General features: G+C 66.0%; 19 protein-coding genes. 6 read left to right on the forward strand and 13 right to left on the reverse strand.

Annotation, left to right across the window (positions count from 1 at the left end; translation table 11 throughout):
• Nucleotides 1-30 precede the first annotated feature (30 nt).
• Nucleotides 31-2076: a S9 family peptidase gene (locus tag ISP17_RS00455; protein WP_404629544.1), complete on the forward strand. Its 2046-nt coding sequence runs from the start codon at nt 31-33 to the stop codon at nt 2074-2076.
• 88 nt (nt 2077-2164) lie between these two features.
• Here ISP17_RS00455 and ISP17_RS00460 read toward each other — a convergent pair whose 3' ends face one another.
• Nucleotides 2165-2344 (reverse strand): hypothetical protein, encoded by a 180-nt coding sequence (locus ISP17_RS00460; protein WP_404629545.1) that lies wholly within the window; start codon nt 2342-2344, stop codon nt 2165-2167.
• A gap of 143 nt (nt 2345-2487) precedes the next feature.
• Nucleotides 2488-3585 (reverse strand): PA0069 family radical SAM protein, encoded by a 1098-nt coding sequence (locus tag ISP17_RS00465; RefSeq protein WP_404629546.1) that lies wholly within the window; start codon nt 3583-3585, stop codon nt 2488-2490.
• Between the two features lie 172 nt (nt 3586-3757).
• Here ISP17_RS00465 and ISP17_RS00470 point away from each other — a divergent pair, with 172 nt between their 5' ends.
• Nucleotides 3758-3982, forward strand: coding sequence for a hypothetical protein (locus tag ISP17_RS00470; protein WP_404629547.1), 225 nt, complete (start codon nt 3758-3760; stop codon nt 3980-3982).
• 116 nt (nt 3983-4098) lie between these two features.
• Here ISP17_RS00470 and ISP17_RS00475 read toward each other — a convergent pair whose 3' ends face one another.
• Together ISP17_RS00475 and ISP17_RS00480 are read right to left on the reverse strand one after the other, a co-directional pair.
• On the reverse strand, nt 4099-5505 hold the full coding sequence (locus ISP17_RS00475) for a hypothetical protein (protein WP_404629548.1): 1407 nt from the start codon (nt 5503-5505) through the stop codon (nt 4099-4101).
• Nucleotides 5506-5727: 222 nt separating this feature from the next.
• Entirely contained in the window at nt 5728-7383 is a 1656-nt protein-coding gene (locus ISP17_RS00480) for an MFS transporter (protein ID WP_404629549.1), read from the reverse strand.
• Nucleotides 7384-7779: 396 nt separating this feature from the next.
• On the opposite strand from ISP17_RS00480, the gene acs reads away from it, so the two are divergent.
• Nucleotides 7780-9720 carry an acetate--CoA ligase gene (gene acs / locus ISP17_RS00485; protein ID WP_404629550.1) on the forward strand — a complete coding sequence of 647 codons (1941 nt, stop codon included), beginning with the start codon at nt 7780-7782 and terminating at the stop codon, nt 9718-9720.
• Nucleotides 9721-9811: 91 nt separating this feature from the next.
• Nucleotides 9812-10486 (forward strand): response regulator transcription factor, encoded by a 675-nt coding sequence (locus tag ISP17_RS00490; RefSeq protein ID WP_404629551.1) that lies wholly within the window; start codon nt 9812-9814, stop codon nt 10484-10486.
• Nucleotides 10487-10492: 6 nt separating this feature from the next.
• Here ISP17_RS00490 and ISP17_RS00495 read toward each other — a convergent pair whose 3' ends face one another.
• Nucleotides 10493-13963, reverse strand: a complete 3471-nt coding sequence (locus ISP17_RS00495; protein WP_404629552.1) for a hybrid sensor histidine kinase/response regulator — start codon at nt 13961-13963, stop codon at nt 10493-10495.
• A 20-nt stretch (nt 13964-13983) separates the two neighbouring features.
• Here ISP17_RS00495 and ISP17_RS00500 point away from each other — a divergent pair, with 20 nt between their 5' ends.
• Both ISP17_RS00500 and ISP17_RS00505 read left to right on the forward strand, forming a co-directional pair.
• Nucleotides 13984-14694, forward strand: coding sequence for a 4'-phosphopantetheinyl transferase family protein (locus ISP17_RS00500; protein ID WP_404629553.1), 711 nt, complete (start codon nt 13984-13986; stop codon nt 14692-14694).
• Between the two features lie 90 nt (nt 14695-14784).
• Nucleotides 14785-15528, forward strand: coding sequence for a pyridoxine 5'-phosphate synthase (locus ISP17_RS00505; RefSeq protein WP_404629554.1), 744 nt, complete (start codon nt 14785-14787; stop codon nt 15526-15528).
• A 119-nt stretch (nt 15529-15647) separates the two neighbouring features.
• Here ISP17_RS00505 and ISP17_RS00510 read toward each other — a convergent pair whose 3' ends face one another.
• The 8 genes from ISP17_RS00510 to dnaN form a co-directional block, all read right to left on the reverse strand.
• Nucleotides 15648-16052 carry an ExbD/TolR family protein gene (locus ISP17_RS00510; protein WP_404629555.1) on the reverse strand — a complete coding sequence of 135 codons (405 nt, stop codon included), beginning with the start codon at nt 16050-16052 and terminating at the stop codon, nt 15648-15650.
• 5 nt (nt 16053-16057) lie between these two features.
• Entirely contained in the window at nt 16058-16471 is a 414-nt protein-coding gene (locus ISP17_RS00515) for an ExbD/TolR family protein (RefSeq protein ID WP_404629556.1), read from the reverse strand.
• 11 nt (nt 16472-16482) lie between these two features.
• Nucleotides 16483-17217, reverse strand: a complete 735-nt coding sequence (locus ISP17_RS00520) for a MotA/TolQ/ExbB proton channel family protein (RefSeq protein ID WP_404629557.1) — start codon at nt 17215-17217, stop codon at nt 16483-16485.
• A gap of 47 nt (nt 17218-17264) precedes the next feature.
• Nucleotides 17265-17924, reverse strand: coding sequence for an energy transducer TonB (locus ISP17_RS00525; protein ID WP_404629558.1), 660 nt, complete (start codon nt 17922-17924; stop codon nt 17265-17267).
• Between the two features lie 198 nt (nt 17925-18122).
• Complete coding sequence (locus ISP17_RS00530) at nt 18123-19409, reverse strand: tetratricopeptide repeat protein (RefSeq protein WP_404629559.1); 1287 nt, start codon at nt 19407-19409, stop codon at nt 18123-18125.
• 235 nt (nt 19410-19644) lie between these two features.
• Nucleotides 19645-22065 carry a DNA topoisomerase (ATP-hydrolyzing) subunit B gene (gene gyrB / locus ISP17_RS00535; RefSeq protein WP_404629560.1) on the reverse strand — a complete coding sequence of 807 codons (2421 nt, stop codon included), beginning with the start codon at nt 22063-22065 and terminating at the stop codon, nt 19645-19647.
• Nucleotides 22066-22141: 76 nt separating this feature from the next.
• Complete coding sequence (recF, locus tag ISP17_RS00540) at nt 22142-23215, reverse strand: DNA replication/repair protein RecF (protein WP_404629561.1); 1074 nt, start codon at nt 23213-23215, stop codon at nt 22142-22144.
• A 97-nt stretch (nt 23216-23312) separates the two neighbouring features.
• Nucleotides 23313-24413 (reverse strand): DNA polymerase III subunit beta, encoded by a 1101-nt coding sequence (gene dnaN, locus ISP17_RS00545; protein ID WP_404631377.1) that lies wholly within the window; start codon nt 24411-24413, stop codon nt 23313-23315.
• Nucleotides 24414-24534 lie beyond the last annotated feature (121 nt).

Raw genomic sequence — 24534 nt, forward strand, 5'->3', positions numbered from 1 at the left:
AGCGGGCTGATCCGCACCCCGAGAGTGACCATGATTCGATCCTTCCTTCGCCTGCCGCTGGCATTGCTCGCTGGCGCGCTTGCCCCGGCCGTGCTGGCGGGCACCGCCCCGGTCGATCCGCGCATCGACCACCTGCTCACCGAGCTGGGCAAGGTGCGCGACATCCACGCCGTGCAGCTCTCGCCCGACGGCGTGCAGCTGGCGTGGGTGGTCGACACCGCCGGCAAGCCGGCGATCATGCTGGCCGGGGCCGACGGCCGCGGCGCGCACCGCCTCAACACGCGCGATAAGCCCGGCCGCTGCAGCGAGACCGATATCGCCTGGGCGCCGGACTCGCACCACCTGGCCTTCCTCACCGATTGCCCCAGCGTCGGCGCCAAGCCGGGCCAGAAGGATCTGGTGCTGGCCGATCCCGCCGGCAAGGCGGTGCCCAAGCGGCTGGCCGCGCTGCACGGCTACGCGCACGATCTGGCGTGGTCCGCCGACGGCCGGCGTCTCGCCTTCCTCTATGTCGAAGGCGCCACCCGGGCGGCCAGCGCGGTCGCTGCGGCCAAGCCGGCCGCCGGCGAGATCGGCGTGGATGGACTGGAAGTGCAGCGCGTCGCCACGGTGCCGGCCGCGGGCGGCACCGTGCAGATGCTCACGCCGGCACCGAGCTACGTATACGAGTTCAGCTGGTCGCCGGACAGCCGGCAGATCGCCTATGTCGCCGCCCCCGCGCCAGGCGACAACAACTGGTGGATCGCCAAGCTCTACGCACAGGACGCGAACGCCGACGCCACGCCGCACGAGCTGGTCGACACGCGCACCGTCGACAGCCCGCTGCACGGCCTGCAGATGGCACTGCCGCGCTGGTCGCCGGACGGCACGCGCATCGTCTTCATCGGCGGCCTGATGAGCGACCAGGGCGCCACCGGCGGCGATCTCTATGCCGTGCCCTCCAGAGGCGGCGCAGTCACCGCGCTGACCCCGGGCATCAAGGTCACCCCGGTGTGGTTCGCCTGGACCGGCGCCAATCGCCTGCTGGTGGCGCAGATCCGCAACGGCCGCAGCGAGGTGGCGCCCTACGCGATCGATGCCGCGCACGCCACCGCGCAAGCGCCGCTGTTCACCGCCGCCGCCAGTCTCGGCGACGGCAGTGCGGCGATGGGGCTGTCGCTGTCGGCCGATCACTCGACGGTCGCCTTTGCGCAGAGCTCCTACGCGCAGGCGCCAGAGGTGCATGCCGGTGCGCTGGGCACCACCGCGCCGCCGGCGGTCACCGCGATCAACGCGGCGCTGAAGCCCTCGTGGGGTGCGGCCGAATCGGTCGAGTGGGACAACGAAGGCCGCCACGTGCAGGGCTGGCTGCTGTACCCGGCGAACTACGACAAGTCCCGCACCTACCCGATGATCGTGATGGTGCACGGCGGACCGGCCAGTGCCGTGCTGCCGCGCTGGCCGTCGGTGGGCTTCGGCGGCGTGCCGTTCTCGCCGCTGGGCTATTTCGTGTTCATGCCCAACCCGCGCGGCAGCTACGGCCAGGGCGAGGATTACGTGCAGGCCAACCGCAAGGACTTCGGCCATGGCGACCTGCGCGACATCCTCGCCGGCGTCGACACCATCGAGAAGAACCTGCCGGTGGACGACCAGCGCCTGGGCCTCACCGGATGGAGCTATGGCGGCTTCATGAGCATGTTCGCGCCCACGCAGACCCAGCGCTTCCGCGCCGTGGTGGCCGGCGCCGGCATCGCCAACTGGCAGAGCTACTACGGCCAGAACCTGATCGACCAGTGGATGACGCCGTTCTTCGGCGCCTCGGTGTACGACGACCCGGCGGTGTACGCCAAGAGCTCGGCGATCAACTTCATCAAGCAGGTGAAGACGCCGATGCTGATCGTGGTCGGCGACCGCGATGCCGAATGTCCGGCGCCGCAGTCGTTCGAGATGTGGCACGCGCTGCGCGCCCAGGGCGTGCCGACCTCGCTGGTGGTCTACCCCAACGAGGGCCATCACTTCGTCGATCCCGCGCACCAGCGCGACGTGCTGCAGCGTGCGCTGCTGTGGTTCGGCAAGTACCTCCCCGCGGGCGGCTGATACACGCCAGCCGCCGGAACAAACAAGCCGGACCAGACAAAAAGGGCGAGTCGTGAGACTCGCCCTTTTTGCTGCCCGCCGGCGCGGCTCAGGACTCCGGCGGATCACGCCGGCGCGTGGCCTTCACCGCGCCCAGGATGCCCAGACCCAGCAACACCACCACTCCGGCCGCCAGCCAGTGCGGCGGCGTGTGCAGCATCCAGGCCACATAAGCCAGACCGCCGATCACCAGCAGCATGCCAATCAGATAAATCGCGAACGAGGACATCGGGCACCTCCGCTTGAACCTAAGGGACCGCGCGCGGCACTCAGGCCGTCACCCAGCGCGCAAGCAGACCTTCGTGCCGGTCGGCGCCGCGTGAAGCCCCTCCGCATGCATTCAGCAACGCGGCGTTTCGGCGACACCGTGCCTCAGAACAACTGACCCTGCGGCGACGGCTTGCGTGGGGCTACGAAACGCGAGGTGTCCAGCTGCAGATCGCGCGCGCGACCGAAACCGTGTTTGCGGCAGGCGATCTCGAAGCGACGCTTGAGCAGATCGGCGAACACGCCCTGGCCGCGCATGCGGGTGCGGAAGTCGCTGTCGTAGTCGCGCCCGCCGTTCATCTGCTGGATCAGGCTCATCACGTGGGCGGCGCGATCGGGTACGTGCAGGGCGAGCCATTCGCGGAACAGGGCTTTCAGCTCGTGCGGCAGGCGCACCACGGTGTAGCCTGCGCAGCGCGCGCCGGCATCGGCAGCGCGTTCGAGCACCGCTTCCATGTCGCGGTCGTTGAGTGCGGGGATGATCGGCGCCACCAGCACGCCGACCGGCACGCCGGCATCGGCCAGCGCGCGGATCGCTTCGATGCGCCGGTGCGGCGCGCTGGCTCGCGGCTCGAGTTTTGCGGCGAGGCGGTTGTCCAGCGAGTTGACCGAGACGAATACCTGCACGAGGTTGGCCTTGGCCATCGGCGCAAGCAGGTCGAGATCGCGCTCCACCAGCGCGTTCTTGGTGACCAGGGTGCACGGGTGGCCGCATTCGGCCAGCAGCTCCAGCGCGGCGCGGGTCAGGCGCCAGCGCTTCTCGATCGGCTGGTAGGGATCGGTGTTGCTGCCGATGTTGATCGGCTCGACGCGATAGCCGGGGCGCGAGAGCTCGTGGCGCAGCACCTCGACGAGATTGCCCTTGGCGCGCAGCTTCGTCTCGAAATCCAGACCCGGCGACAGGTTGAGGTAACTGTGCGAAGGCCGTGCAAAGCAGTAGATGCAGCCGTGCTCGCAGCCGCGGTAGGGGTTCATCGCCTGGTTGAAATGGATGTCCGGCGAATCGTTGCGGGTGATCACGCTGCGCGCGCGCTCGTCGGTGACTTCGGTGCGCGGGCGGGGTGCGTCTTCGTCGAGCAGGGCGCTCTGCCAGCCGTCGTCCTCGGCGTGGTGGCGGATCGACTCGAAGCGCCCCTCGGGGTTGGAAGCCGCACCGCGGCCCTTGAAGGCGCGGGGGGCGAAAGGGTCGGACGGTACGGACATGCCGATCAGCGTACCGGGCCGCCATCTCAGTGGACGCGACATGCCGGCAGAGGAAAACACGGAGGCACGGGACATGACGCGCATCACGCGCATGCCCATCCCGCGCGTTGCGGCGGCGGTTTATGATCGGACGCGCCGCTGCTCGGAGCGGTGATCCCATGGCGAGATACGCATGCGCTGGCTGATGCTGACCGGAACCGTGCTGGCTTTCGTGCTGTGCTTCACGCGGCACAGCGGCGGCGCGATGGCGATATGGCTGCTGATCGGGTTGTTCGGCCTGCTGGCCACCGGGCTGGCGTTTGCGCAGGCGCGGATCGCCTCCGGTGCGCGCGACGAATCACTCTCCGATTACGAGCTGAAGCGACTGCGCGAGGGCAAGCCGCCGCTGGAGCGTTGAGCCGGGCCGCCACGTTCCGCGCATGAAAAAACCACGCCTCGCGGCGTGGTTTTTTCGTTTGCGACGCTCCCGATGCGGTGTCGCCAGCGGCAGCCGCCGCCGTCGACGGATCGCGATCAGAAGTTGTACTTCGCGCTGAGTGACACCTGGCTGCCCTTGGTGCTGGTGGTGGCACTGGTGTTCGCCGCCGAAGTCGTGTCGAGCTTGGAATACAGGTATTCCGCACCGAGCTCGTAGGCACCGGAGGTATAGATCAGGTTGACCGCCGCCTGGTTGTTCTTCAGGCGACCCACCGACCCGCGGCCCAGCCACTCCACCACGTCCCTGCGCTTGGGCTTGCTGGAGGCGTAGAACACGTTGGCGCTCCAGTTCGGGGTGAACTTGTAGCCGGCCTGCAGGTAGCCGCCGGTTTCCTGGATGTCGCCGAACTGGATCAGGCCGCCGAACACCTGGCCCAGGCCCTTGCCGCTGTAGATGTTGCCCTTGAACATCCAGTTGCCCGGATGCCAGTTGCCGCCGACCTCGAAGCCCTGGCTATTGATGGTGGTGGCGATCGGCACGGCACCGGTGCCGTCCACGCCGCGCAGGTCGATCTGCGCGTAGTGCGCCACGAAGTAGGCCAGCCAGTCCTTGTCCTGCACGTGCAGGCGGGCCTGCAGCTGCGGGCGGAACCCGGCGTTGCCGGCGGTCAGGTAGTTGATGTTGTCGCCCGGGCCGCTCCAGTTGCCGTTGAAGCCGCCGAGGTCAAGCCGCCACTTCGGGCCATCGGCACCGTGATTGAGGTCCTGCATCCACACCACGCCGGGAAAGCGCCAGCCGATCATGCCGGTGCCGTAGCCGAGCGGGAATGCGATATGCGTGACCGAGGCCGGCACGTTGTCGAGCGGGAACAACAGATCCCACTGCTGACCGATGCGCACCGTGCTGCCGGAGGAGACGTTCTTCAGGTCCATGTAGGCCTGACGCAGGCGCGGGGTCGGCTGCGACACCGAATACGCCCCGGTGCCGTTGAAGCCACCGAAGAAGTCCATCTCGATGCGGCCGCCGCCGGACCAGTTGTCGTTGAACTTGGCGCCGGCGAAGTCGAGCCAGAAGCGGGTGTTGCGGATGTCGACGCCCGTATTGCGGCCGTGCGTGCCCACGTTCGGGAATTCGGCGTTCTGGCCGTTGCCGAAGGTGAAGGCCTTGTCCTGCGAGAAGGCGGTGGCGTTGACGAAGCCGTGCAGGGCCACCGTCACGCCCGGCGCGCTGCTGAACACGGGCGCGGCGGCCGGCGCCGGAGCCGGCGCGGCGGCGACCTTCTCGATCTGCTGCTGCTGCGCCTGCTGGTTGCCGGCGATCTGCTGGAGGCTGTCGCGCAGGGCCTGCAGTTCCTTCTGCTGCTGGTCGAGCTGGTCCTGCTGCTTCTGGATCAGCGCCTGCAGCGCCTTGACGTCGGTCTGCTTGGTGGCTGCAAACGACGGGCCGGCGATGGCCAGACCCAGCGCTGCCGCAACGGCGAAGAACATAGGGTTTCGTTTCATGGCTTTTTCCCCGTTTGAAAAGACCGTCGACAGCGAGGCCGCGCAGCGTCTGCAACAACCCCGAAACCATCGTTCGGATATGGCAAAAAGATTACAAGAACGTTAAAGCACGTTGATAGCGGTTTTTCCGCTTTCGCACTAAGACTTTGGTCGCCCATGCACAGGGCGAATCGCCCCCTGCAGCGCAATGCGGCAGGGGGCGAAGGGAGCATCGATCAAGCGTCAGGCGTGGATGTCGACATCCTTGGTTTCGCGCACGAACAGCGCGCCGATCACCACCGTCATCGCGGCGATCACGATGGGGTACCACAGGCCAGCATAGAAATCGCCGGTGGCCGCCACGATGCCGAACGACACCGAGGGCAGGAAGCCGCCGAACCAGCCGTTGCCGATGTGGTACGGCAGGCTCATCGAGGTGTAGCGGATGCGGGTGGGGAACATCTCCACCAGCCAGGCGGCGATCGGGCCATAGACCATGGTCACGTAGATCACCAGCAGCCACAGCAACAGCAACACCATCGGCTTGTTGATCATCGCCGGATCAGCCTTGACCGGGTAGCCAGCGGCGTTTACTGCCGCACCTACAGCCTCGCCGAACGCCTTGTTCTGCGCCGCGAAGTCGGCCTTGGCCAGCGTGGTGCCGTCGAACGAGCTGAAGTCCTTGCCTCCGACCGACACCACCGCCACCGTGCCCGGCGCCGCCGAGATGTTCTCGTACGGCACGCCGCGCTTGGTCAGGAAGCTCTTGGCCACGTCGCAGGAACTGGTGAACACCTTCTTGCCGATCAGGTCGACCTGCACGTGGCAGTCCTTCGGATCAGCGGTGACGCGGATCGGCGCGGACACGCTGGCCGCCTCGATCGCCGGATTGCCGTAGTGGGTGAGCGCCTTGAAGATCGGGAAGTAGGTGAGCGCCGCCAGCAGGCAGCCGGCCAGCACGATCGGCTTGCGGCCGACCTTGTCCGACAGCGCACCGAACACCACGAAGAACGGCGTGCCCAGCAGCAGTGCGCCGGCAATCAGCAACTGCGTTGTCATGGCGTCGATCTTCAGCGTCGAGCCGAGGAAGTACATCGCGTAGAACTGGCCGCAGTACCACACCACGGCCTGGCCGGCGGTGGCGCCGAGCAGGGCCAGGATCACGATCTTGAGGTTGCCCCAGCGCGCAAACGATTCGGTCAGCGGCGCGGTGGAATGCTTGCCCTCTTCCTTCATCTGCTTGAACACCGGCGACTCGGCCAGCTGGAGGCGGATGTACACCGACACGGCCAGCAGCACCGAGGACAGCAGGAACGGAATACGCCAGCCCCAGGTGTCGAACTTGGGACCCAGCATCACCTTGCAGCCCAGGATGATCAGCAGCGACAGGAACAGGCCGAAGGTCGCGGTGATCTGGATGAAGCTGGTGTACAGGCCGCGCTTGCCGTGGGGCGCGTGCTCGGCCACGTAGGTGGCCGCACCGCCGTACTCGCCGCCGAGGGCCAGACCCTGCAGCAGGCGCAACGCGATCAGGATCACCGGTGCGGCGACGCCGATCTGCTCGTAGCCCGGCAGCACGCCGACCAGGAAGGTCGACAGACCCATGATCAGGATGGTGACGAGGAATGTGTACTTGCGTCCCACCAGGTCGCCGATGCGGCCGAACACGATGGCGCCGAACGGACGCACCGCGAAGCCGGCGGCAAACGCCAGCAGGGCGAACACCAGCTGGCTGGCCTCGTTGAGGCCGGAGAAGAACTGCTTGCCAATGATGACGGCGAGCGAGCCGTAAAGGTAAAAGTCGTACCACTCGAAGACGGTGCCCAGGCTGGATGCAAAAATCACCCGCTTGTGGCTGACGTCGAGTGCGCTTGTCGCATCGATGCCGGTGGTGGCCATGCTCTACTCCCCTCAAGGTTGGAACGCTCCGCGCTGAGCGGAGGTGGTGCCGCGTCGCCGCGGCAGGATTCCTCGGGCAGGCCGCCCCCGGCCTGGCATCCCGCGGTGTCGATCAGGCCCGATACGCTCGCGCGCCGCGCCCGTCACAGATCACGACTCGGGCCATCGCCGTCGCGCCGCACAACAGACCCCACTGCATGCGCCAAGACGCAACGATGGCGTCCCGAGCATGGTGATATTGCGTTGCGCGCATCTATACGGCTTTGGTCGAGAATCGACCAAAGTCGAAGCGCGCCGCGCACGATGCGCTTACACCGGCGCGGCTACACTCGAACGGCACATAACAAGGCGGTTGCGCTGGACGCGCCGCTGCGATCCGTTACCGAGGAGCCCGCCATGTCCAAGCTGTATCCGGTCAAGCCCGAATTCGCCGCCCGCGCCCGCGTGAGTCGCGAGGATTACCACCGGCTGTACGCCGAGTCGGTGAGCGATCCGGCGGCGTTCTGGGGACGCATCGGCCGGCGCGTGGACTGGGTGAAGGCGCCGACGCAGATCAAGAACACCTCGTTCGATCCGGCCGACCTGCACATCCGCTGGTACGAGGACGGCCAGCTGAACGTCTCGGCCAACTGCCTGGACCGCCATCTCGCCGAGCGCGGCGACAAGACCGCGATCATCTTCGAGGGCGACGACCCCGCCGACTCGCGCCACATCAGCTACCGCGAGCTGCATGCCGAAGTGTGCAAGTTCGCCAACACGCTCAAGCATCTCGGGGTGCAGAAGGGCGACCGCGTGGCGATCTATCTGCCGATGATCCCCGAGGCGGCGATGGCGATGCTCGCCTGCGCGCGCATCGGCGCGGTGCACTCGGTGGTGTTCGGCGGTTTCTCGCCCGACTCGCTGGCCGGGCGCATCGCCGACTCCGAGTGCAAGGTGGTGGTGACCGCCGACGAAGGCGTGCGCGGCGGCAAGAAAATCGCGCTGAAGGCCAACGTGGACGCCGCGCTGGAGCGTCCCGGCACCAACAGCGTGGAGACCGTGGTGGTGGTGCGTCGCACCGGCGCCGCGGTGCCGATGCAGTCGCCCCGCGACCGCTACTGGCACAACCTGATGGAAGGCCAGAGCACGGACTGCGCGCCCGAGCCCGTCGACGCCGAGCATCCGCTGTTCATCCTCTACACCTCCGGCTCCACCGGCAAGCCCAAGGGCGTGCTGCACACCTCCGGCGGCTATCTGGTGTACGCCAGCTACACCCACGAGCTGGTGTTCGACCTGCGCGAGGACGACGTGTACTGGTGCACCGCCGACGTGGGCTGGGTCACCGGCCACAGTTACGTGGTGTACGGCCCGCTGGCCAACGGCGCCACCACGGTGATGTTCGACGGCGTGCCGAACTACCCCGACTACCGCCGTTTCTGGCAGGTGATCGACAAGCACAAGGTCAGCCTGTTCTACACCGCGCCCACCGCGATCCGCGCCCTGATGCGCGAGGGCGAGGGCCCGGTGAAGGCGTGTTCGCGCGCCAGCCTGCGCGTGCTCGGTTCGGTCGGCGAGCCAATCAATCCGGAGGCGTGGGAGTGGTACTACCGCGTCGTCGGCGACGAGCGCTGCCCGATCGTCGACACCTGGTGGCAGACCGAGACCGGCGGCATCCTGATCACGCCGCTGCCCGGCGCCATCGACGCCAAGCCCGGCTCGGCCACCCTGCCCTTCTTCGGCGTGAAGCCGGCCATCGTCGATGCCAACGGCGAGGTGCAGCAGGGCGCGTGCGAGGGCAACCTGCTGATCACCGACTCGTGGCCCGGCCAGATGCGCACCGTGTACGGCGACCACCAGCGCTTCATCGAGACCTACTTCAGTGCGTATCCGGGCAACTATTTCACCGGCGACGGCGTGCGCCGCGACGAGGACGGCTACTACTGGATCACCGGCCGCGTCGACGACGTGATCAACGTCTCCGGCCACCGCATCGGCACCGCCGAGGTGGAGAGCGCGCTGGTGGCGCACCCGAAGGTCGCCGAGGCGGCCGTGGTCGGTTGCCCGCACGAGATCAAGGGCCAAGGCATTTATGCCTACGTCACCCTGGTGGCCGGCGAGACCGGCTCGGACGAGTTGCGCAAGGAACTGGTGGCGTGGGTGCGCAAGGAGATCGGACCGATCGCCACGCCGGACTATCTGCAGTGGGCACCGGGCCTGCCGAAGACGCGCTCGGGAAAGATCATGCGCCGCATCCTGCGCAAGATCGGCGAGAACGCACCCGACCAGCTCGGCGACATTTCCACGCTGGCCGATCCGGGCGTGGTGAAGAACCTCGTCGACGAGCGGCTGATCAAATGACCCCTGTGGGAGCGCACCCCGTGCGCGATCTGCCGTGGCAAGCTGGGCAAAGAGCCTTCGCGCACAGGGTGCGCTCCTATACCGATTATTTATGCCCGACGTCCTGATCGCCGACGATCATCCACTGTTCCGCGATGCCCTGCGCCGCGCGGTGATCACCGCACTGCCCGACGCGCAGACGCACTGCGCCGACAGCGTGCACGCCCTGCTCGGCCTGATCGAGCAATACCCGGAAGCCGATCTGCTGCTGCTGGACCTGCACATGCCCGGTGCCCGCGGCTACTCGGCATTGGCGCACATCCGCGGCCAGTACCCCGGCCTGCCGACCATCGTGGTGTCCGGCCACGAGGAGGCGCAGGTGGCGCGGCGCGCGCTGGCGCACGGCGCGTCCGGCTACATCCCCAAGTCCACGCCGGGCGACGAGATCGTCAAGGCGATCCATGCGGTGCTCGAAGGCGACACCTGGCTGCCGCACCAGTTGGTGGGCGGCGAGATCGCGCTGAAGAACGACGAAGCGGACATTGCCGCGCGCGTCGCCTCGCTCACGCCGCAGCAGTTCCGCGTGCTGACGATGATTGCCGAGGGCCAGCTCAACAAGCAGATCGCGTGGGACCTCGGCGTCTCCGAGGCGACGGTGAAGGCGCACATGACCGCGATCATGCGCAAGCTCGGCGTCAACAATCGCACCCAGGTGGCGCTGGCCGCCAGCCAGCTGGCGGTGGACCCCGGTGCGATGCAGCCGCTGCCGGACGACGAGTCCGAATAGCCCGCTTCAACCGTTGCTCGCCTGCTTGCGCAGCAGCGCGCCCAGCAACGCGCGCAGGGCGGCGGGTCGCACCGGCTTGTGCAGCAGCGGATAGCCCAGCTCGCGCGCGCGCTGCTTCAGCTCGCTGCTGCCGTCGGCGGTGATCATCGCCACCGGCGGCAGCGTGCCCAGCCGCATGCGCAGGTGCTGCAACGCCTGCAGGCCGTCGATGCTGTCGGCGAGGTGGTAGTCGGCCAGCAGCAGGTCGATGCCGCCGCCGCGCAGTTGCGCCTCGGCCTGCGCCACGTCCTCGGCCAGCCGGCAATCCACGCCCCAGCGCTTGAGCAGGGCCTGCATGCCGTCAAGGATGGTCGGATCGTTGTCCAGGCACAGCACGGTGAGCGCGAGCTGCTCACCGGTCGGCAGCCGCGGCGCCACTGCCGGACGTCGCGGCACCGCCGCCACGCGCGGCACCACGCAGGCAAAGCAGCTGCCCTTGGCCACGCGCGAGGCGAGTTCCAGCCGGTGGCCCATGATCGCCGAGATGCGGTCGCAGATCGACAGGCCCAGGCCCAGGCCCTTCTCGCCCCACGGCGAGGGGCGCTGCAGCCGCTGGAACTCGTCGAAGATGTTGGCGCGCTGCTCTGGCGCGATGCCGGGGCCGGTATCCCACACCTGGATGCGCACTTCGCCGCCGTGACGGCGCGCGCCGAGCAGCACGCCGCCGGCGCGGGTGTAGCGCAGCGCGTTGGAAAGGAAGTTCTGCAGGATGCGCCGCAACAGCTGCGGATCGCTGCGGATCGACAGGTTGGTGGGCACCACGCTCAGGCGCAGTCCGCGCTGCTCGGCGACCACCGCGAACTGCGCCTTCAACGAATCGAACAGATCGGCCAGCGCGAAATCGCTGTACTCGGGCTGGTAGCGGCCGGCATCGAGGCGGGAGACATCGAGCAGCGCGTCGAGCAGGTCTTCGGCCGCGCGGAACGAGGCATCGATGCGCTCGGCCAGGCGGCTGGATTCCTCATCGAGCGCCGGCTGCTGGCGCAGCGCCGAGGTGAACAGGCGCGCGGCGTTGAGCGGCTGCAGCAGGTCGTGGCTGGCGGCGGCGAGGAAGCGGGTCTTGGACACCATCGCCGACTCGGCCTCGCGCTGCGCACGGGCGGTGGCGTCGAGCGCTTCGCTCAGTTCGGCGGTGCGCTGCTCCACGCGCTGTTCGAGGTATTCGTTCGCCTCACGCAGCGCCAGCTCGGCGTGCTTGTACGCGGTGACGTCGGTATAGGTGGTGACGTAGCCGCCGCCCGGCAGCGGGCGGCCGCGCATCTCGATCACCGTGCCGTCGGGGCGCACGCGCTGGAACAGGTGCGGCGTGCCGGCGCGCAGGTGGCCGATGCGCTTGGCGACGTGCGCCTCGACTTCGCCCGGACCGCATTCGCCGTGCTCGGCGTTCCAGCGGATCAGGTCGGCCACCGGCACGCCGATGTAGACCATGCCGTCGGGGTAGTCGAACAGTTCGAGGTAGCGCCGGTTCCAGGTGACCAGGCGCATGCGCGCGTCGACCACGCTGATGCCCTGCGAGACGTTCTCCAGCGTGGTGGACAGCAGTTCGCGGTTGAAGCGCAGTTCCTGCGAAGCCTCGTCCATCAGCGCCATCGCCTCGGCGATGTCCAACCCGGAACCGGACAGCGCGCCCATCAGGATGCGCCGCGCACTGGCCGCGCCCACCGCGCCGGCGAGCAGGCGCTCGGTGTACTGGATCAGGGCGCGGTCGGCCGCTTCGCTCGGATCGAGCGCCTTGCCCAGGCGCAGGCCGTATTCGGCGAACGCACGCTGCGAGCTGCGCTCACCCACGATGCGCCCGGCAATGGTGAGCAGGTCGCCCACGGCAACGCGGCCGCGCCAGTCGCCCGCGTTGCTGCTGCTGGCGATGTACGGGTCGACGAACATCGCCGCATGGATGCGCTCGGCCAGCGTGGGGCGGAAACGCAACGAGATGAAGATCAGGCACGCCACGTTGACCAGCAGCGACCAGAACGTGCTGTGCATCACCGGGTCCCAGCCGCTGAGGTGGAACAGCGCCTGCGGGCGCAGCCACTCGATGTCGAACGGCCCGTCTTTCAACCATGCAGCGCTGCGGTCGATCGCCGGCAGCAGCAGGGTGTAGATCCACACCGCGAAGCCGGCGAGCAGGCCGATCGCCACGCCAGCCTGGCTGGCGCCGCGCCAGTACAGCGCGGCGATGATCGCCGGCGCGAACTGCGCCACGGCGGCAAAGGCGAGCAGGCCGGTCGCCGCGAGGTTGGCGTTGTCGGCGACGATCCGGTAGTAGCCGTAGGCGAGCAGCACCAGCACTACGATCGCCACACGACGGATGCGCAACAGCAGCAGCGACAGATCCTGCCGCTGTTCCAGATGCAGGCGCCGGATGCGCAGCAGCGCCGGCATCACCAGGTCGTTGCTGATCATGGTGGACAGCGCGACGGTGGACACGATCACCATGCCGGTCGCCGCTGAGAAGCCGCCGAGGAAGGCGATCAGCGCAACGCCGCGATCGCCATGGGCCAGCGGCAGGTTGAGCACCCAGGCATCGGCCAGCCCGCCACGCACCGCCGGCAGGTTCATGCCGGCCGCCACGATCGGCAGCACGCCCACGCTGATCAGCAGCATGTATAGCGGAAACATCCAGCGGGCACGGCGCAGGTCGCGCGGGTCCTCGCATTCCACCACGCCGATCTGGAACTGCCGCGGCAGGCAGAACATCGCGCAGAACGCGAGCAGGGTCTGCGCCAGGAAGCCCGGCGACTGGCCGTGGGTGAGCGGGGTCTGCGGAAGCCTGAGCAGTTCCTCCAGGCCCGGGCCGCGCCACAGCGCGTAGACGCCCAGGCCGAGAAAGGCCAGCAGCTTGATGACCGATTCCAGCGCGATCGCCAGCATCATGCCGTGGTGATGCTCGCTCGCATCGATGCTGCGCGTGCCGAACAGGATCGCAAACGCCGCCAGCAGCAGCGCGCACCACAGCGCGCTGTCCGTGGACGGCACGATCGCGTTGGGGCCGGTGTCCGACAGCACGTCCAGCGACATCGCCATCGCCTTGAACTGCAACGCCAGGTACGGAACCACCGCGGTTACCGCGATCAAGGCGACCAGTGCGGCCAGACCGTGCGACTTGCCGAAACGTGCGCCAATGAAGTCGGCGATGGTGGTGATGTTGCGCTGGCCGGCCACCGTCACCAGGCGTGTCATCAGCCCGAAGCCGAGGATGAAGAGCAGCGCGGGGCCGAGGTAGATCGGCAGGTAGGCGAGGCCGTCGCGCGCGGCGGTACCGACCGCCCCATAGAAAGTCCACGACGAGCAATACACCGCCAGTGCCAGGCTGTAGACCACCGGGCGCAGGCGCGTCTTGCTCGGATACAGCGGCTGGCGATCACCCTTCCAGGCGACCGCGAACAGCACGCCCACATACAGCGCTGCAACCAGCAGCAGCAGCCATCCAGAGATCACGTTCAGCCCTCGCCCGATGCGTGCGCTTCCATCGCGCGAAACCCAGGTTCTTGTGCGGACAGCCATCGCGACGGCACCATGCCGGGATGTCCGATTGCCTGCCGCCAACCGTCCTCAAACTAGCAGAGGGCCTGTGCGATGACGAGATTCACATCTGGGCGCTGCCCTACGACCGCGCCGCAGGACGCCTCCCGGTGCGCCGGCTGCTTGCCGGCTATCTCGATAGCGTGGTGGACGACGTCGTGCTCACGGATGCGCCGCACGGTCGCCCCGAACTCGGTGGCACGCATGGCGGCCGACTACGCTTCAACTGGTCGCACAGCGGCGATCGCGCGCTGGTGGCGATCGCGCGTTCGGTCCAACCCGGCATCGACCTCGAACATCGCGCGCGACGCGGCGCACGCGATGTCCTGGCACTGGCGCAGCGATTCTTTGCCCCGCAAGAGGTGCAGGCGCTGGCTGCACTGCCGGCGGAAGAGCGTTCGTCTGCGTTTCTGCAGCTGTGGACCGTCAAGGAAGCGGTGCTGAAAGCCCAGGGGCGCGGACTCGCGTACGGCCTGCATCGGGTGGTGGTCGACTTGTGGGAGTCCGGACCGGTGCTGGTGCGTTTCGACGATGAGCCAACGACTCCGTGGCACGTGCAAGCGCTGTCGCTCGATCCTGCTTGGGTGGCGGCCGTGGCCTGGTGCGGACCGTCCATGCACGTGCGCTGGTGCGGCGAGCCGCACTGATCCACCGCCCTCGCGTTGGCGTACTCTTGGCATCCGCCGCGGCCACGCTGCCGACGCGCGGGCTTCTCCGTGACTGATGGTTCGCGTCCCATGACTCTGCTCAGCGTCAATCTCAACAAGATCGCCGTGCTGCGCAATTCGCGCGGCGGCGACGAACCCTCGCTCGCCCGCGCGGCCCATACCTGCATCGAGGCCGGGTGCGGCGGCATCACCGTGCATCCGCGGCCCGACCAGCGCCACATCCGGCCCGACGACGTGCGCGTGCTGGCGCAGCTGCTGCGCGGCCGGGTCGAATACAACCTCGAGGGCAATCCATTTGCGCCGCCACGCGGCGACTATCCGGGACTGCTCGCACTGGCGCAGGAGGTGCGGCCCACCCAGATCACCCTGGTGCCCGATGGTGACGGTCAGCTCACATCCGATCACGGCTTCGATCTGGTTCGTGATGCAGAACGGTTGGCGCCGCTGGTGGCCGCATTCCGGGAACTGGGTTGTCGCGTGAGCCTGTTCGTCGATGCCGGCACCGTGCAGTTCGAGCCGGCGGTGCGCATCGGCGCCCAGCGCATCGAGATATATACCGGCCCTTACGCGCATGCGTTCGCCAGCGGGCACGTGGACAGCGAGCTGGCCCGTTGCGTGGAGACCGCCCGGCGGGCACAGCAGGCGGGACTGGCCGTGAATGCCGGACACGATCTGAGCCAGGCGAATCTGGGCACCTTCAAGGCAGCGATCCCCGGCCTGGCCGAGGTGTCCATCGGTCACGCATTGATCGGCGAGGCGCTATACGACGGGCTTGCGACCACGGTCAGGCGCTACCGGCAGATCCTGGACTGACGGCTCTGGACTGACGGCCCTCGCATCGCGATGCGGGCCGACTTCCGCGAGACCCCAAAAGAAAACCCCCGCGCAGGCGGGGGTTTTCGTTGCTGCTTGCGAACTTCTGCCGTAGCGGTTTACTGCTCGGTAAATCCGATCTTGGTCAGGCCGTAGCTCTTCGCATCCGCCAGCGCACGGGCTACATACTCGTAGGCCACTGCATCGTCGGCGTTGATCTGGATCTCCGGCTGATTGGTCTGCTGCGCGATCACCGCCATCTGGGCCCGCATGCCATTCTCGTCGACCGGCACGTTGTTCCAGTAGAGCGAACCGGACGCGTCAATCTTCAAGCTGATCGGATCCAGATGATCGGTATCCGGCGGCGGGTTGTTGGTCGGCTGCGGCAGATCGATCTTCACGTCATGCGTCACGATGGGCGCCGTCAGCATGAAGATGATCAGCAGCACCAGCATCACGTCCACCAGCGGCGTGACGTTGATGTCGGCCATCGGACCCTTGCCGCTTCCAGTACTGAAAGCCATGGTCGTTACTCCTTGCCCGTCGTGATGAAGCCGACGTGGACCATGCCCTGGCCCTTTGCATCGGAGAGGATCTTCTTCACGACCCTGTACTCGGTCGTCTTGTCGGCGCGGATCTGCAACTCAGGCTGCGGCGACTTGGAAGCCGCCACGGCCAGGGCCGCCTTCAGCTGGTTCTCGTCGACTTCCCGGTCGTCCAGATACATTGCGCCGTCGGGCGTCACGGCCAGGTCCATCGGCTCGATGTGCTTGTCGTCGGTCGCCTTCGGATTGGCCGTGGGTAGCTTCACGTCAATCCTATGGCTGGCCAGCGGTGCCGTGATCATGAAGATAATCAGCAGCACCAGCATCACGTCCACGAGGGGCGTGACGTTGATTTCCGACATCGGACCGCCGGAACTTCCACCGGTGCTCATTGCCATGGGTCAGGCCCTCACTTGCCTTCGACGCGGGCGCCGGTGGCGAAGAAGTCGTGCAGGTCGTGCGCGAACTCGTCGAACTGCGCGTAGGTGAGGCGGTTGGCGCGGTTGAAGAAGTTGTACGCAAGCACGGCCGGGATCGCGGTGAACAGACCGATCGCGGTCATGATCAGCGCCTCACCCACCGGACCGGCCACGGCCGTCATCGAGGCGTTGCCCGCCGCGGCGATGCCGATCAGGGCGTTGTAGATGCCCCACACCGTACCGAGCAGACCCACGAACGGTGCGGACGAGCCGACCGTGGCGAGCAGGGTCAGGCCGCCTTCGAGGCGCAGGCTCTCGCGAGCCACGGCCTGGCGAAGTGCGCGGTCGATGAACTCCGAGCGGCTGAGAGTCTGGGCCAGACCGTTGCCGGCGGCGCCCGCCTGCTGGTGGTGGGCCACTGCCGAAGCGGCATCGAGCGCGATTTTCGAGAACGGTTCGCCCTTGGGCTGCGCTTCGAGCTCGCGGATCGCTTCCTGCGTCGAGGTGGTGTTCCAGAAGCCGTCGATCACCTTGTCGGCGCGCGAGCGAACCATCGCATTGCGGATGGCGTTGGCCACGATGAAGTACCACGACGACACCGACATGATCACGAGCGTGACCAGCACGATCCAGCCGATCGGGTCGAGGTTGTGGATGAGGTCGCCGAAGCCCATCTGCTTCATGGCTTCGGAGTTGGTCAGTGGTGCAGAGGTCTGTTGGAACATAACGCTACCCTTGGGAAGTCAAGCGTGAACTGTAACTGTAATGGGGATTACAGCTGATTGAGGTTGAAATTGACCGGGACGCGGGCATAGCCCTCCACCTTCTGACCATTGCGGATCGTCGGGTTGAAGCGCCAACGACGGGCTGCGTCCATCGCAGCACGATCGAGTTCGCGGTAGCCGCTGGAGACATCCACCTTGATGTCCTTCACCGAGCCGTCGACAGCCACGAGGATCAGCAGCGTGACCGTACCCTCATGCCGCTGGCGGATCGCCTGTGGCGGGTAGCGCGGCTGCATGCGGCTGTTGTAGCTCAGATCCTGGCTGGCCGTGATGTCCGACGGCGGAGCCGGCGGAGCAGGAGGCGCAGGAGGAACCGGCGGCGCAGGATTGTTCGTCGCCTCATCCACGGCCGGCGGCGGAGCCGGCGGCGGCGGGGTGGGCGGCGGTGTCTTCATCTGGATGATTTTCGGCGGCGGCTGCTTGGGCGGCTCCGGCGGCGGCGGCGGCGGCGGCGGCGGCGGCGGCGGCGGCTCGATGAAGTTCACCTGGACGACGCGATCCTTCTCTTTCTGCGCCTGCTTGGGCGGAGCCATCGGCGCCACCAGCATGAGGAACGCGAAGGAATGCAGCGCGATGGCAGCTGCCAACGCCCAGGTGCGCCTCCAATTGAACGACTTGTTGTCGAATTCTTCGTTGCGTGAGGCCATCTGTCACTATCTTGAAGCTAGTCGATCGGTGGGCGTTTGCCGCAGCGCGTTAGCCGAAATTCGTGCATCGAAGCGACGAATGACAGCTTGTTTTTCGCGCGCGGAAAGATTTCAACGGTACATCAGCACAAGGCTTTTGTATAGCTCCCGGACACCGGGTTTGGACGTCCATTTGCGCCCGGGAACAAGACCTTGGCGTTACTTGGCTCCAGCCTTCTTCAACCAGTCCTTGGCCTTGGCAGCAGTTTCCGGATCCTGCGCTGCCTGCTTCATGGCGGCAATGGCTCCCGCCTTGTTCTTGAGGCCACGCTCGGTCTCGGCGAGGAGCATATAGGCCGAGCCTTTGTGCTTGACGCCCTTGTCGATGCCCTGCTTGATCAGGGGGCGGGCCTCACTGTACTTGCTCTGGCTCAACAGCAGCTGGCCAGCGCGGATCGACGCTTCACCATCCGTGGCCATCGGGATCGCCTTCTTGTAGGCGTCAATGGCCTTGCTTTCGGAGCCGGCCATGTAATTGGCGTCGCCGAGCAATTTGTAGTTGTCGTACGTGGCCGGAATGATGCCCTTGGCCAAGCCGTCGTCGATCGTCTGCGCCGCCTTGACGGCGTTCGGCTTCGGGTCGGTCTCGGTCTGACCGGTGACCAGATACAACTTGGCAAGATTGATGTAGTCCTTGTCAGACTTCAGCGCGCCTTGGGCTTTGGCCTTCTCCATCAGCGCGATGGCTTCGGGATACTTCTGGGCCTGCATCATGACCGCGACGGCGTTGTTCAGCGCGGTGGCGTCGTTCGGATTGGCTGCAAGCTGCTGTTCGGCCAACTGAGCCGCCTGGTCGCTCTGGCCCGACTCCGCGTAGCTGGCCATCAGGATCTGGTTCCAGCTGCCCTGCGGCTTGTCGGTCATCGACAGCGCCTGCTTCATGGCGGCGATCGCCTCGGGATACTTCTGCAGGCGGTAATACGCGTTGCCTTCAAGGGCATGCGATTCGGCGGTGTCTTTCTTGCCTTCGCTGCGCCACTTGGCGATCGTGTCGACCGCGGCCTGATATTGCTCGTCGGCGAGCTGGAATTGCGCCAGCTCGTACTCGAGCTGGAAGTAGGTGTCATTCGGCAGGACGCCGTTCTGGAGCGCCTTGCTGAGAAGATCAATCGCGCCCTTGAGGTCGCCGGCGTTGTACTTGACGTTCGCCATGCCCTGGAGCGCCAAGGCCTGGGCGTATTTGCTCTTGCTGCCGTCGATAATGGGCTGCAGGATCTGCGATGCCTTCGCCGCATCCCCCGCGTTGACGGCATCCAGGCCTTCGTTCAGCGCCTTCTGATCCTTGGCACTGGTCAGATCGAGCTTCGGTTCCTTGCGGGTCGCGTTGGGATACAGCGACTCCTTCTTTTCCTTGTCGGCATGCGCATGCGCGACGGTCGGCGCGGCAGCGACGGAAAAGGCAAGGGCGGCACCTGCCAGCAACTTGAACAGGGGGGCATGCTTCATGGCTGTCCTCGTGTCGGGTTTACGCACGTACTGGCGTAAGGGGATCGCCAAGACTAACGGCACATGCAATCGATAACAAGACGCGACGCCGCATCATGTCTTTATAAAAATCAAACATTTAGCATGCGCCCGCGTATCGAACCAGGGGCGCCGGCAAATGCATGAAATTACGGCGGCGCCATCGCGGATGGACACCGCCCGGACTGGACTGGTCGATCGAGAACGACCGGTTGGATCAGATGTCGAGGTTGGCGACCTTGAGTGCATTCGCCTCTATGAATTCGCGACGCGGCTCCACCGCTTCACCCATCAGCATCGAGAACATCTGGTCGGCGGCGAAGGCGTCCTCGATACCGACCTGCAGCATGCGGCGGGTCTCCGGGTTCACCGTGGTTTCCCACAGCTGTTCGGGGTTCATTTCGCCCAGACCCTTGAAGCGCTGAATCGTGCGCCCCTTCTTGGCTTCATCCAGCAACCAGCCCCGCACCTCGGCAAAGCTGCCCACGCCCCGCGAAGCATTGCCGCGGCGGATCACTGCATCAGGCTGGATCAGGCCGGACAACTGCCGGCTGACGTTGAGGATGGGGCGGAACTCGCCGCCGCCGAAGAACGGCTGCGGCAGCAACCAGGTGTGGCTGAGGCCGTGCTGCTCGCGTACGACTTCAATCGCCGCCGGCTGCTCCCCTGAGGCCGGGCGGAAGGCCATGCGATAGCGCGGCTTGCCCAGCCCACTGGCGGCCAGACGACGGGTGGCGGCGTCCAGCCAGCCTTGCATGGCGCTGGCGTCGCTCCAGAAGGCGGGGTCCATCGGCGCGTGTTCGAGCAAAGCGGTGAACACGGCGCTGTCGAAGCGATGACTGAGCCGGGCGATCTGGTCCAGCGCGCCCTGGTAGTCGCGCAAGAGCTTTTCCAGCGCTTCCCCGGTGATGGCCGGAACGCCTGGGCTGTACGCCAACTCTGCGTTGTCCACCGCATTGGAGATCAGGTAATCGTTGAGGGCCGCATCGTCCTTCAGGTACATCTCCTGCTTGCCCTGCTTGAGCTTGTACAGCGGCGGCAGGCCGATGTAGACGTGACCGCGCTCGATCAGCTCCGGCATCTGCCGGTAGAAGAAGGTCAGCAGCAGGGTGCGGATGTGCGAACCGTCCACGTCCGCGTCGGTCATGATGATGATGTGGTGGTAGCGCAGCTTGTCCGGGTTGTAATCCTCCTTGCCGATACCGGTGCCAAGCGCGGTGATCAGCGTACCCACCTCGGCAGACGACAGCATCTTGTCGAAGCGCGCCTTTTCCACGTTGAGGATCTTGCCCTTGAGCGGCAGCACCGCCTGGGTCTTGCGGTTGCGTCCCTGCTTGGCCGAACCACCTGCCGAGTCACCCTCGACCAGGAACAGTTCGCACAGGGCTGGATCCTTTTCCTGGCAGTCGGCCAGCTTGCCCGGCAGGCCGGCGATATCGAGCGCGCCCTTGCGACGAGTCATCTCGCGCGCCTTGCGCGCCGCCTCGCGGGCGCGGGCAGCATCCACGACCTTCGAGGCGATCGCCTTGGACTCGTTCGGGTGCTCCAGCAGGAACTCGCCCAGCTTCTCGTTGACCGCCTGCTCCACCGCTGTCTTCACCTCGGAAGACACCAGCTTGTCCTTGGTCTGGGAAGAGAACTTGGGGTCCGGCACCTTGACCGACAGCACCGCGATCAGACCTTCGCGCATGTCGTCGCCGGATAGCGCCACCTTGGCGTTCTTGGCCAGACCTTCCTTCTCGATGTAGTTCTGCAGCGAGCGCGTCAGCGCAGCACGGAAGCCGGTGAGATGGGTTCCGCCGTCGCGCTGCGGAATATTGTTGGTGAAGCAGAACATCGTTTCCTGATAGGAATCGGTCCACTGCATCGCCAGCTCCACCACGATGCCATCGGTTTCCGACTCCGATTTCAGGCTGATCACGTGTGGATGCAGCGGTGTTTTCAGCTGGGCGAGATGACGCACGAACGACGCAATGCCGCCTTCGTAGGCAAAGCGGTCCTGCCGACCTTCCCCGCGCTCATCCTTCAGGTCGATGGTGACGCCCGAATTGAGGAAGGCCAGTTCGCGCAGGCGCTTGGCCAGGATGTCGTAATGGAACTCGATGTGGGTGAAGGTCTCGGGGCTCGGAATGAAGCGCACCCGAGTGCCGCGCTGGGTGGTGTCGCCGACCACCTTGATCGGGTACACAGGCTCGCCCAGGGCGTATTCCTGCAGGTGTTCCTTGCCGTCGCGCCAGATCGTCAGCCACAAGTGGGAGCTGAGCGCATTGACCACCGAAACGCCCACGCCGTGCAGGCCGCCGGAGACCTTGTACGAATTGGCGTCGAACTTGCCGCCGGCGTGCAGCACGGTCATCACCACCTCGGCGGTGGAGCGGCCCTCCTCCGGGTGCGTGTCGACCGGGATACCGCGTCCGTTGTCGCTGACGCTGACCGAGCCGTCGTCATGGATCGTCACCTCGACGTGGTCGCAATACCCCGCGAGCGCTTCGTCGATCGAGTTGTCCACGACTTCGAACACCATGTGGTGCAGGCCGGTACCGTCATCGGTATCGCCGATGTACATGCCCGGGCGCTTGCGCACCGCTTCGAGGCCTTTGAGTACCTTGATGTTGCTCGAATCGTAGGTCGTATTCATGCAGTGACTGATCTCCGGCGCCGGGAACCCGTCCGGCATGGCGCCATGAAGGGCCGGCTAGGGTCTAACCGACGAATTATAGCAGGGGGCTCACCCTACCCTGTTCCACGTGGAACAGCAGGGCATCGGAACGAAGACTGGGCGGGCAATCGGTTCCGCTGATAAGGATTTGAGCGTGCGCGTCTCGGAGCTGACCCACGAGCCCGGCCTGGTGTATTTGATCCAGTTCAGACGCCAGATCATCAATACACACAATCGGCCATTCCCCGGCATGTTGCGCAAAGAGCTCGGCCTGGGCCAACAGGCAGGCCACCGCCGTCAGCTTCTCTTGGCCTCGGGAGAGATGTTCGCGCAAGGGCGCGTATTCGTAACTTACTGTCCAATCCGCGCGGTGGGGGCCTTGGGTGGTGTGCCCACGGCCCATGTCCCGGTAACGTTGGGCGGCGAGCGTTTCGCCAAGTGACCATTCATCGCCCCACCCTTGCCGGTACCGCAGCGCCACACTTCCGAGCTCAGGAACCAGTTGGGCAACGTATTTCGTGACCAGCACCAGCAATTGATCGAGATAGTGCTTGCGCCAGACCGTGATGGCCTGTGCGGTGTCGTCCAGTTCCCGCTCCCATGGGAGATAGAGACTGCCCGCGGTTTCCCCGGCGCGGAGCAAGCTGTTCCGCTGTTTGAGCGCACGCTGGTAGCGGCGCCACAGGTCGAGGAAATCGTGTTCCACGTGGAACACGCCCCAGTCGAGAAACCGTCGCCGCTCTTCGGCACCGGCAGCGATCAGGGCATGCGACCCTGGATCAAAGCTCACCACGGCACATTCGCTGACCAGTTGCGAAATCGGCGCGCTCTGCCCATCCAGCCGAGCCTGCCAGCGCTGGCCTTCCCTGCCTAATCCGACGCGGCGACGTTGCCCGTCGTCCCGCACCAGTTCCGCATAAATCGTCAGTGCACTGGCACCGCGCTGGAGCAGGGCATCCCTGGCGCCGGCACGAAAAGATCGTCCATGCGACAACAGGAACACCGCTTCGAGCAAGCTGGTTTTCCCCGCTCCGTTGGCACCGATGAAGACATTCATCCCGGGAGCAGGCTCCACGGTTACGTCGTCCAGGCAGCGTAGTGCCTGGATCGATAACTTCTCGACTCTCATGAAGCCACCACAAAAGAACAACGCCGGAGCGTCTGGTGACGGCTCCGGCGTTGGGTGACTCCGCGGGCTCGGACAGAAAAGCTCACGAGCCTCGGTGTCAGAGGCGCAACGGCATGATCACGTGCCGAGACTGGTCGTTGTCGTCCTCCTGCACCAGGCAGCTGGACTGCGCATCGCGCAAGTTCAGGCGTGCCCGTTCGCCACGCAGCGCGGCCAGCGCGTCAAGCAGATAACCGACGTTGAAGCCGACCGCGAGATCGGACACCGACGTGTCGGCCTCGACCTCTTCGACCGCTTCCTCCTGCTCGGGATTGTGCGCCACGATGCGCAGCTTGCCCGGGGACAGCTCCAGCTTCACGCCGCGGTACTTCTCATTGGAAAGGATCGCCGCGCGCTGCAATGCGCCGCGCAGCACCTCGCGGTCCAGCGTGGCCCGCTTGTCCGCCCCGAGCGGAATCACCGCTTCGTAATCCGGAAACCGGCCATCGATCAACTTGGAGGTGAACACCACGTCGCCGCGACGCACGCGCAGATGGTTCCTGCCGAACTCCAGTTCGACTGTGCCATCGCCGGTTTCGAACAGGCCGATCAGCTCGTTTACACCCTTGCGGGGGATGATGATCTGGCGGCGGCTCGACACCGAGCTTTCCAGCTGGGTCTCCTTCAACGCCAGGCGATGACCGTCGGTCGCCACGCAACGCAGCGTGTGCTCCTGCAGGTCGAGCAGCATGCCGTTGAGGTAATAGCGCACATCCTGGTTTGCCATGGCGAACGCGGTGCGCTCCATCAGGTCGCGCAGCACTTCCTCGGGCAGGCTGACCTTTTCGACCAGCTCGATCTCGTCGATGGTCGGGAACTCGGAGGCGGGCAAGGTGGCCAGCGTGAAACGACTGCGCCCCGCATTCAATGCCACGCGGTCGCCGTTGAGCTTCAACTCGATCTGCGCGCCATCGGGCAAAGCCCGGACGATGTCGAACAACTTGCGCGCAGGAATCGTTACTTCGCCATCGGCCAGCTTATCGGCCGGCGTGCTCGCGACCATCTCGACTTCGAGATCGGTACCGGTCATGGAGACGCGGCCGTCAGCGACCCTCACCAGGAGATTGGCCAGCACGGGCAAGGTCTGGCGTCGCTCGACGACACCCACGACCTGCTGGAGCGGCTTGAGCAGCGCTTCTCGTTGAATGCTGAATTGCATGAATGGGCGTCCCCTACACTGCTTTTCTGTTTTTAAAAGAAGGCTAGCGGTTGTTGTAGAGGCGGTGCACAAGCCTCTTTTCTACCATTTAACCTTTCGTATCAATGCTTTGCGCGTTTTC

It is taken from the genome of Dyella ginsengisoli (assembly GCF_044904665.1).
GTDB lineage: Bacteria > Pseudomonadota > Gammaproteobacteria > Xanthomonadales > Rhodanobacteraceae > Dyella_A > Dyella_A ginsengisoli.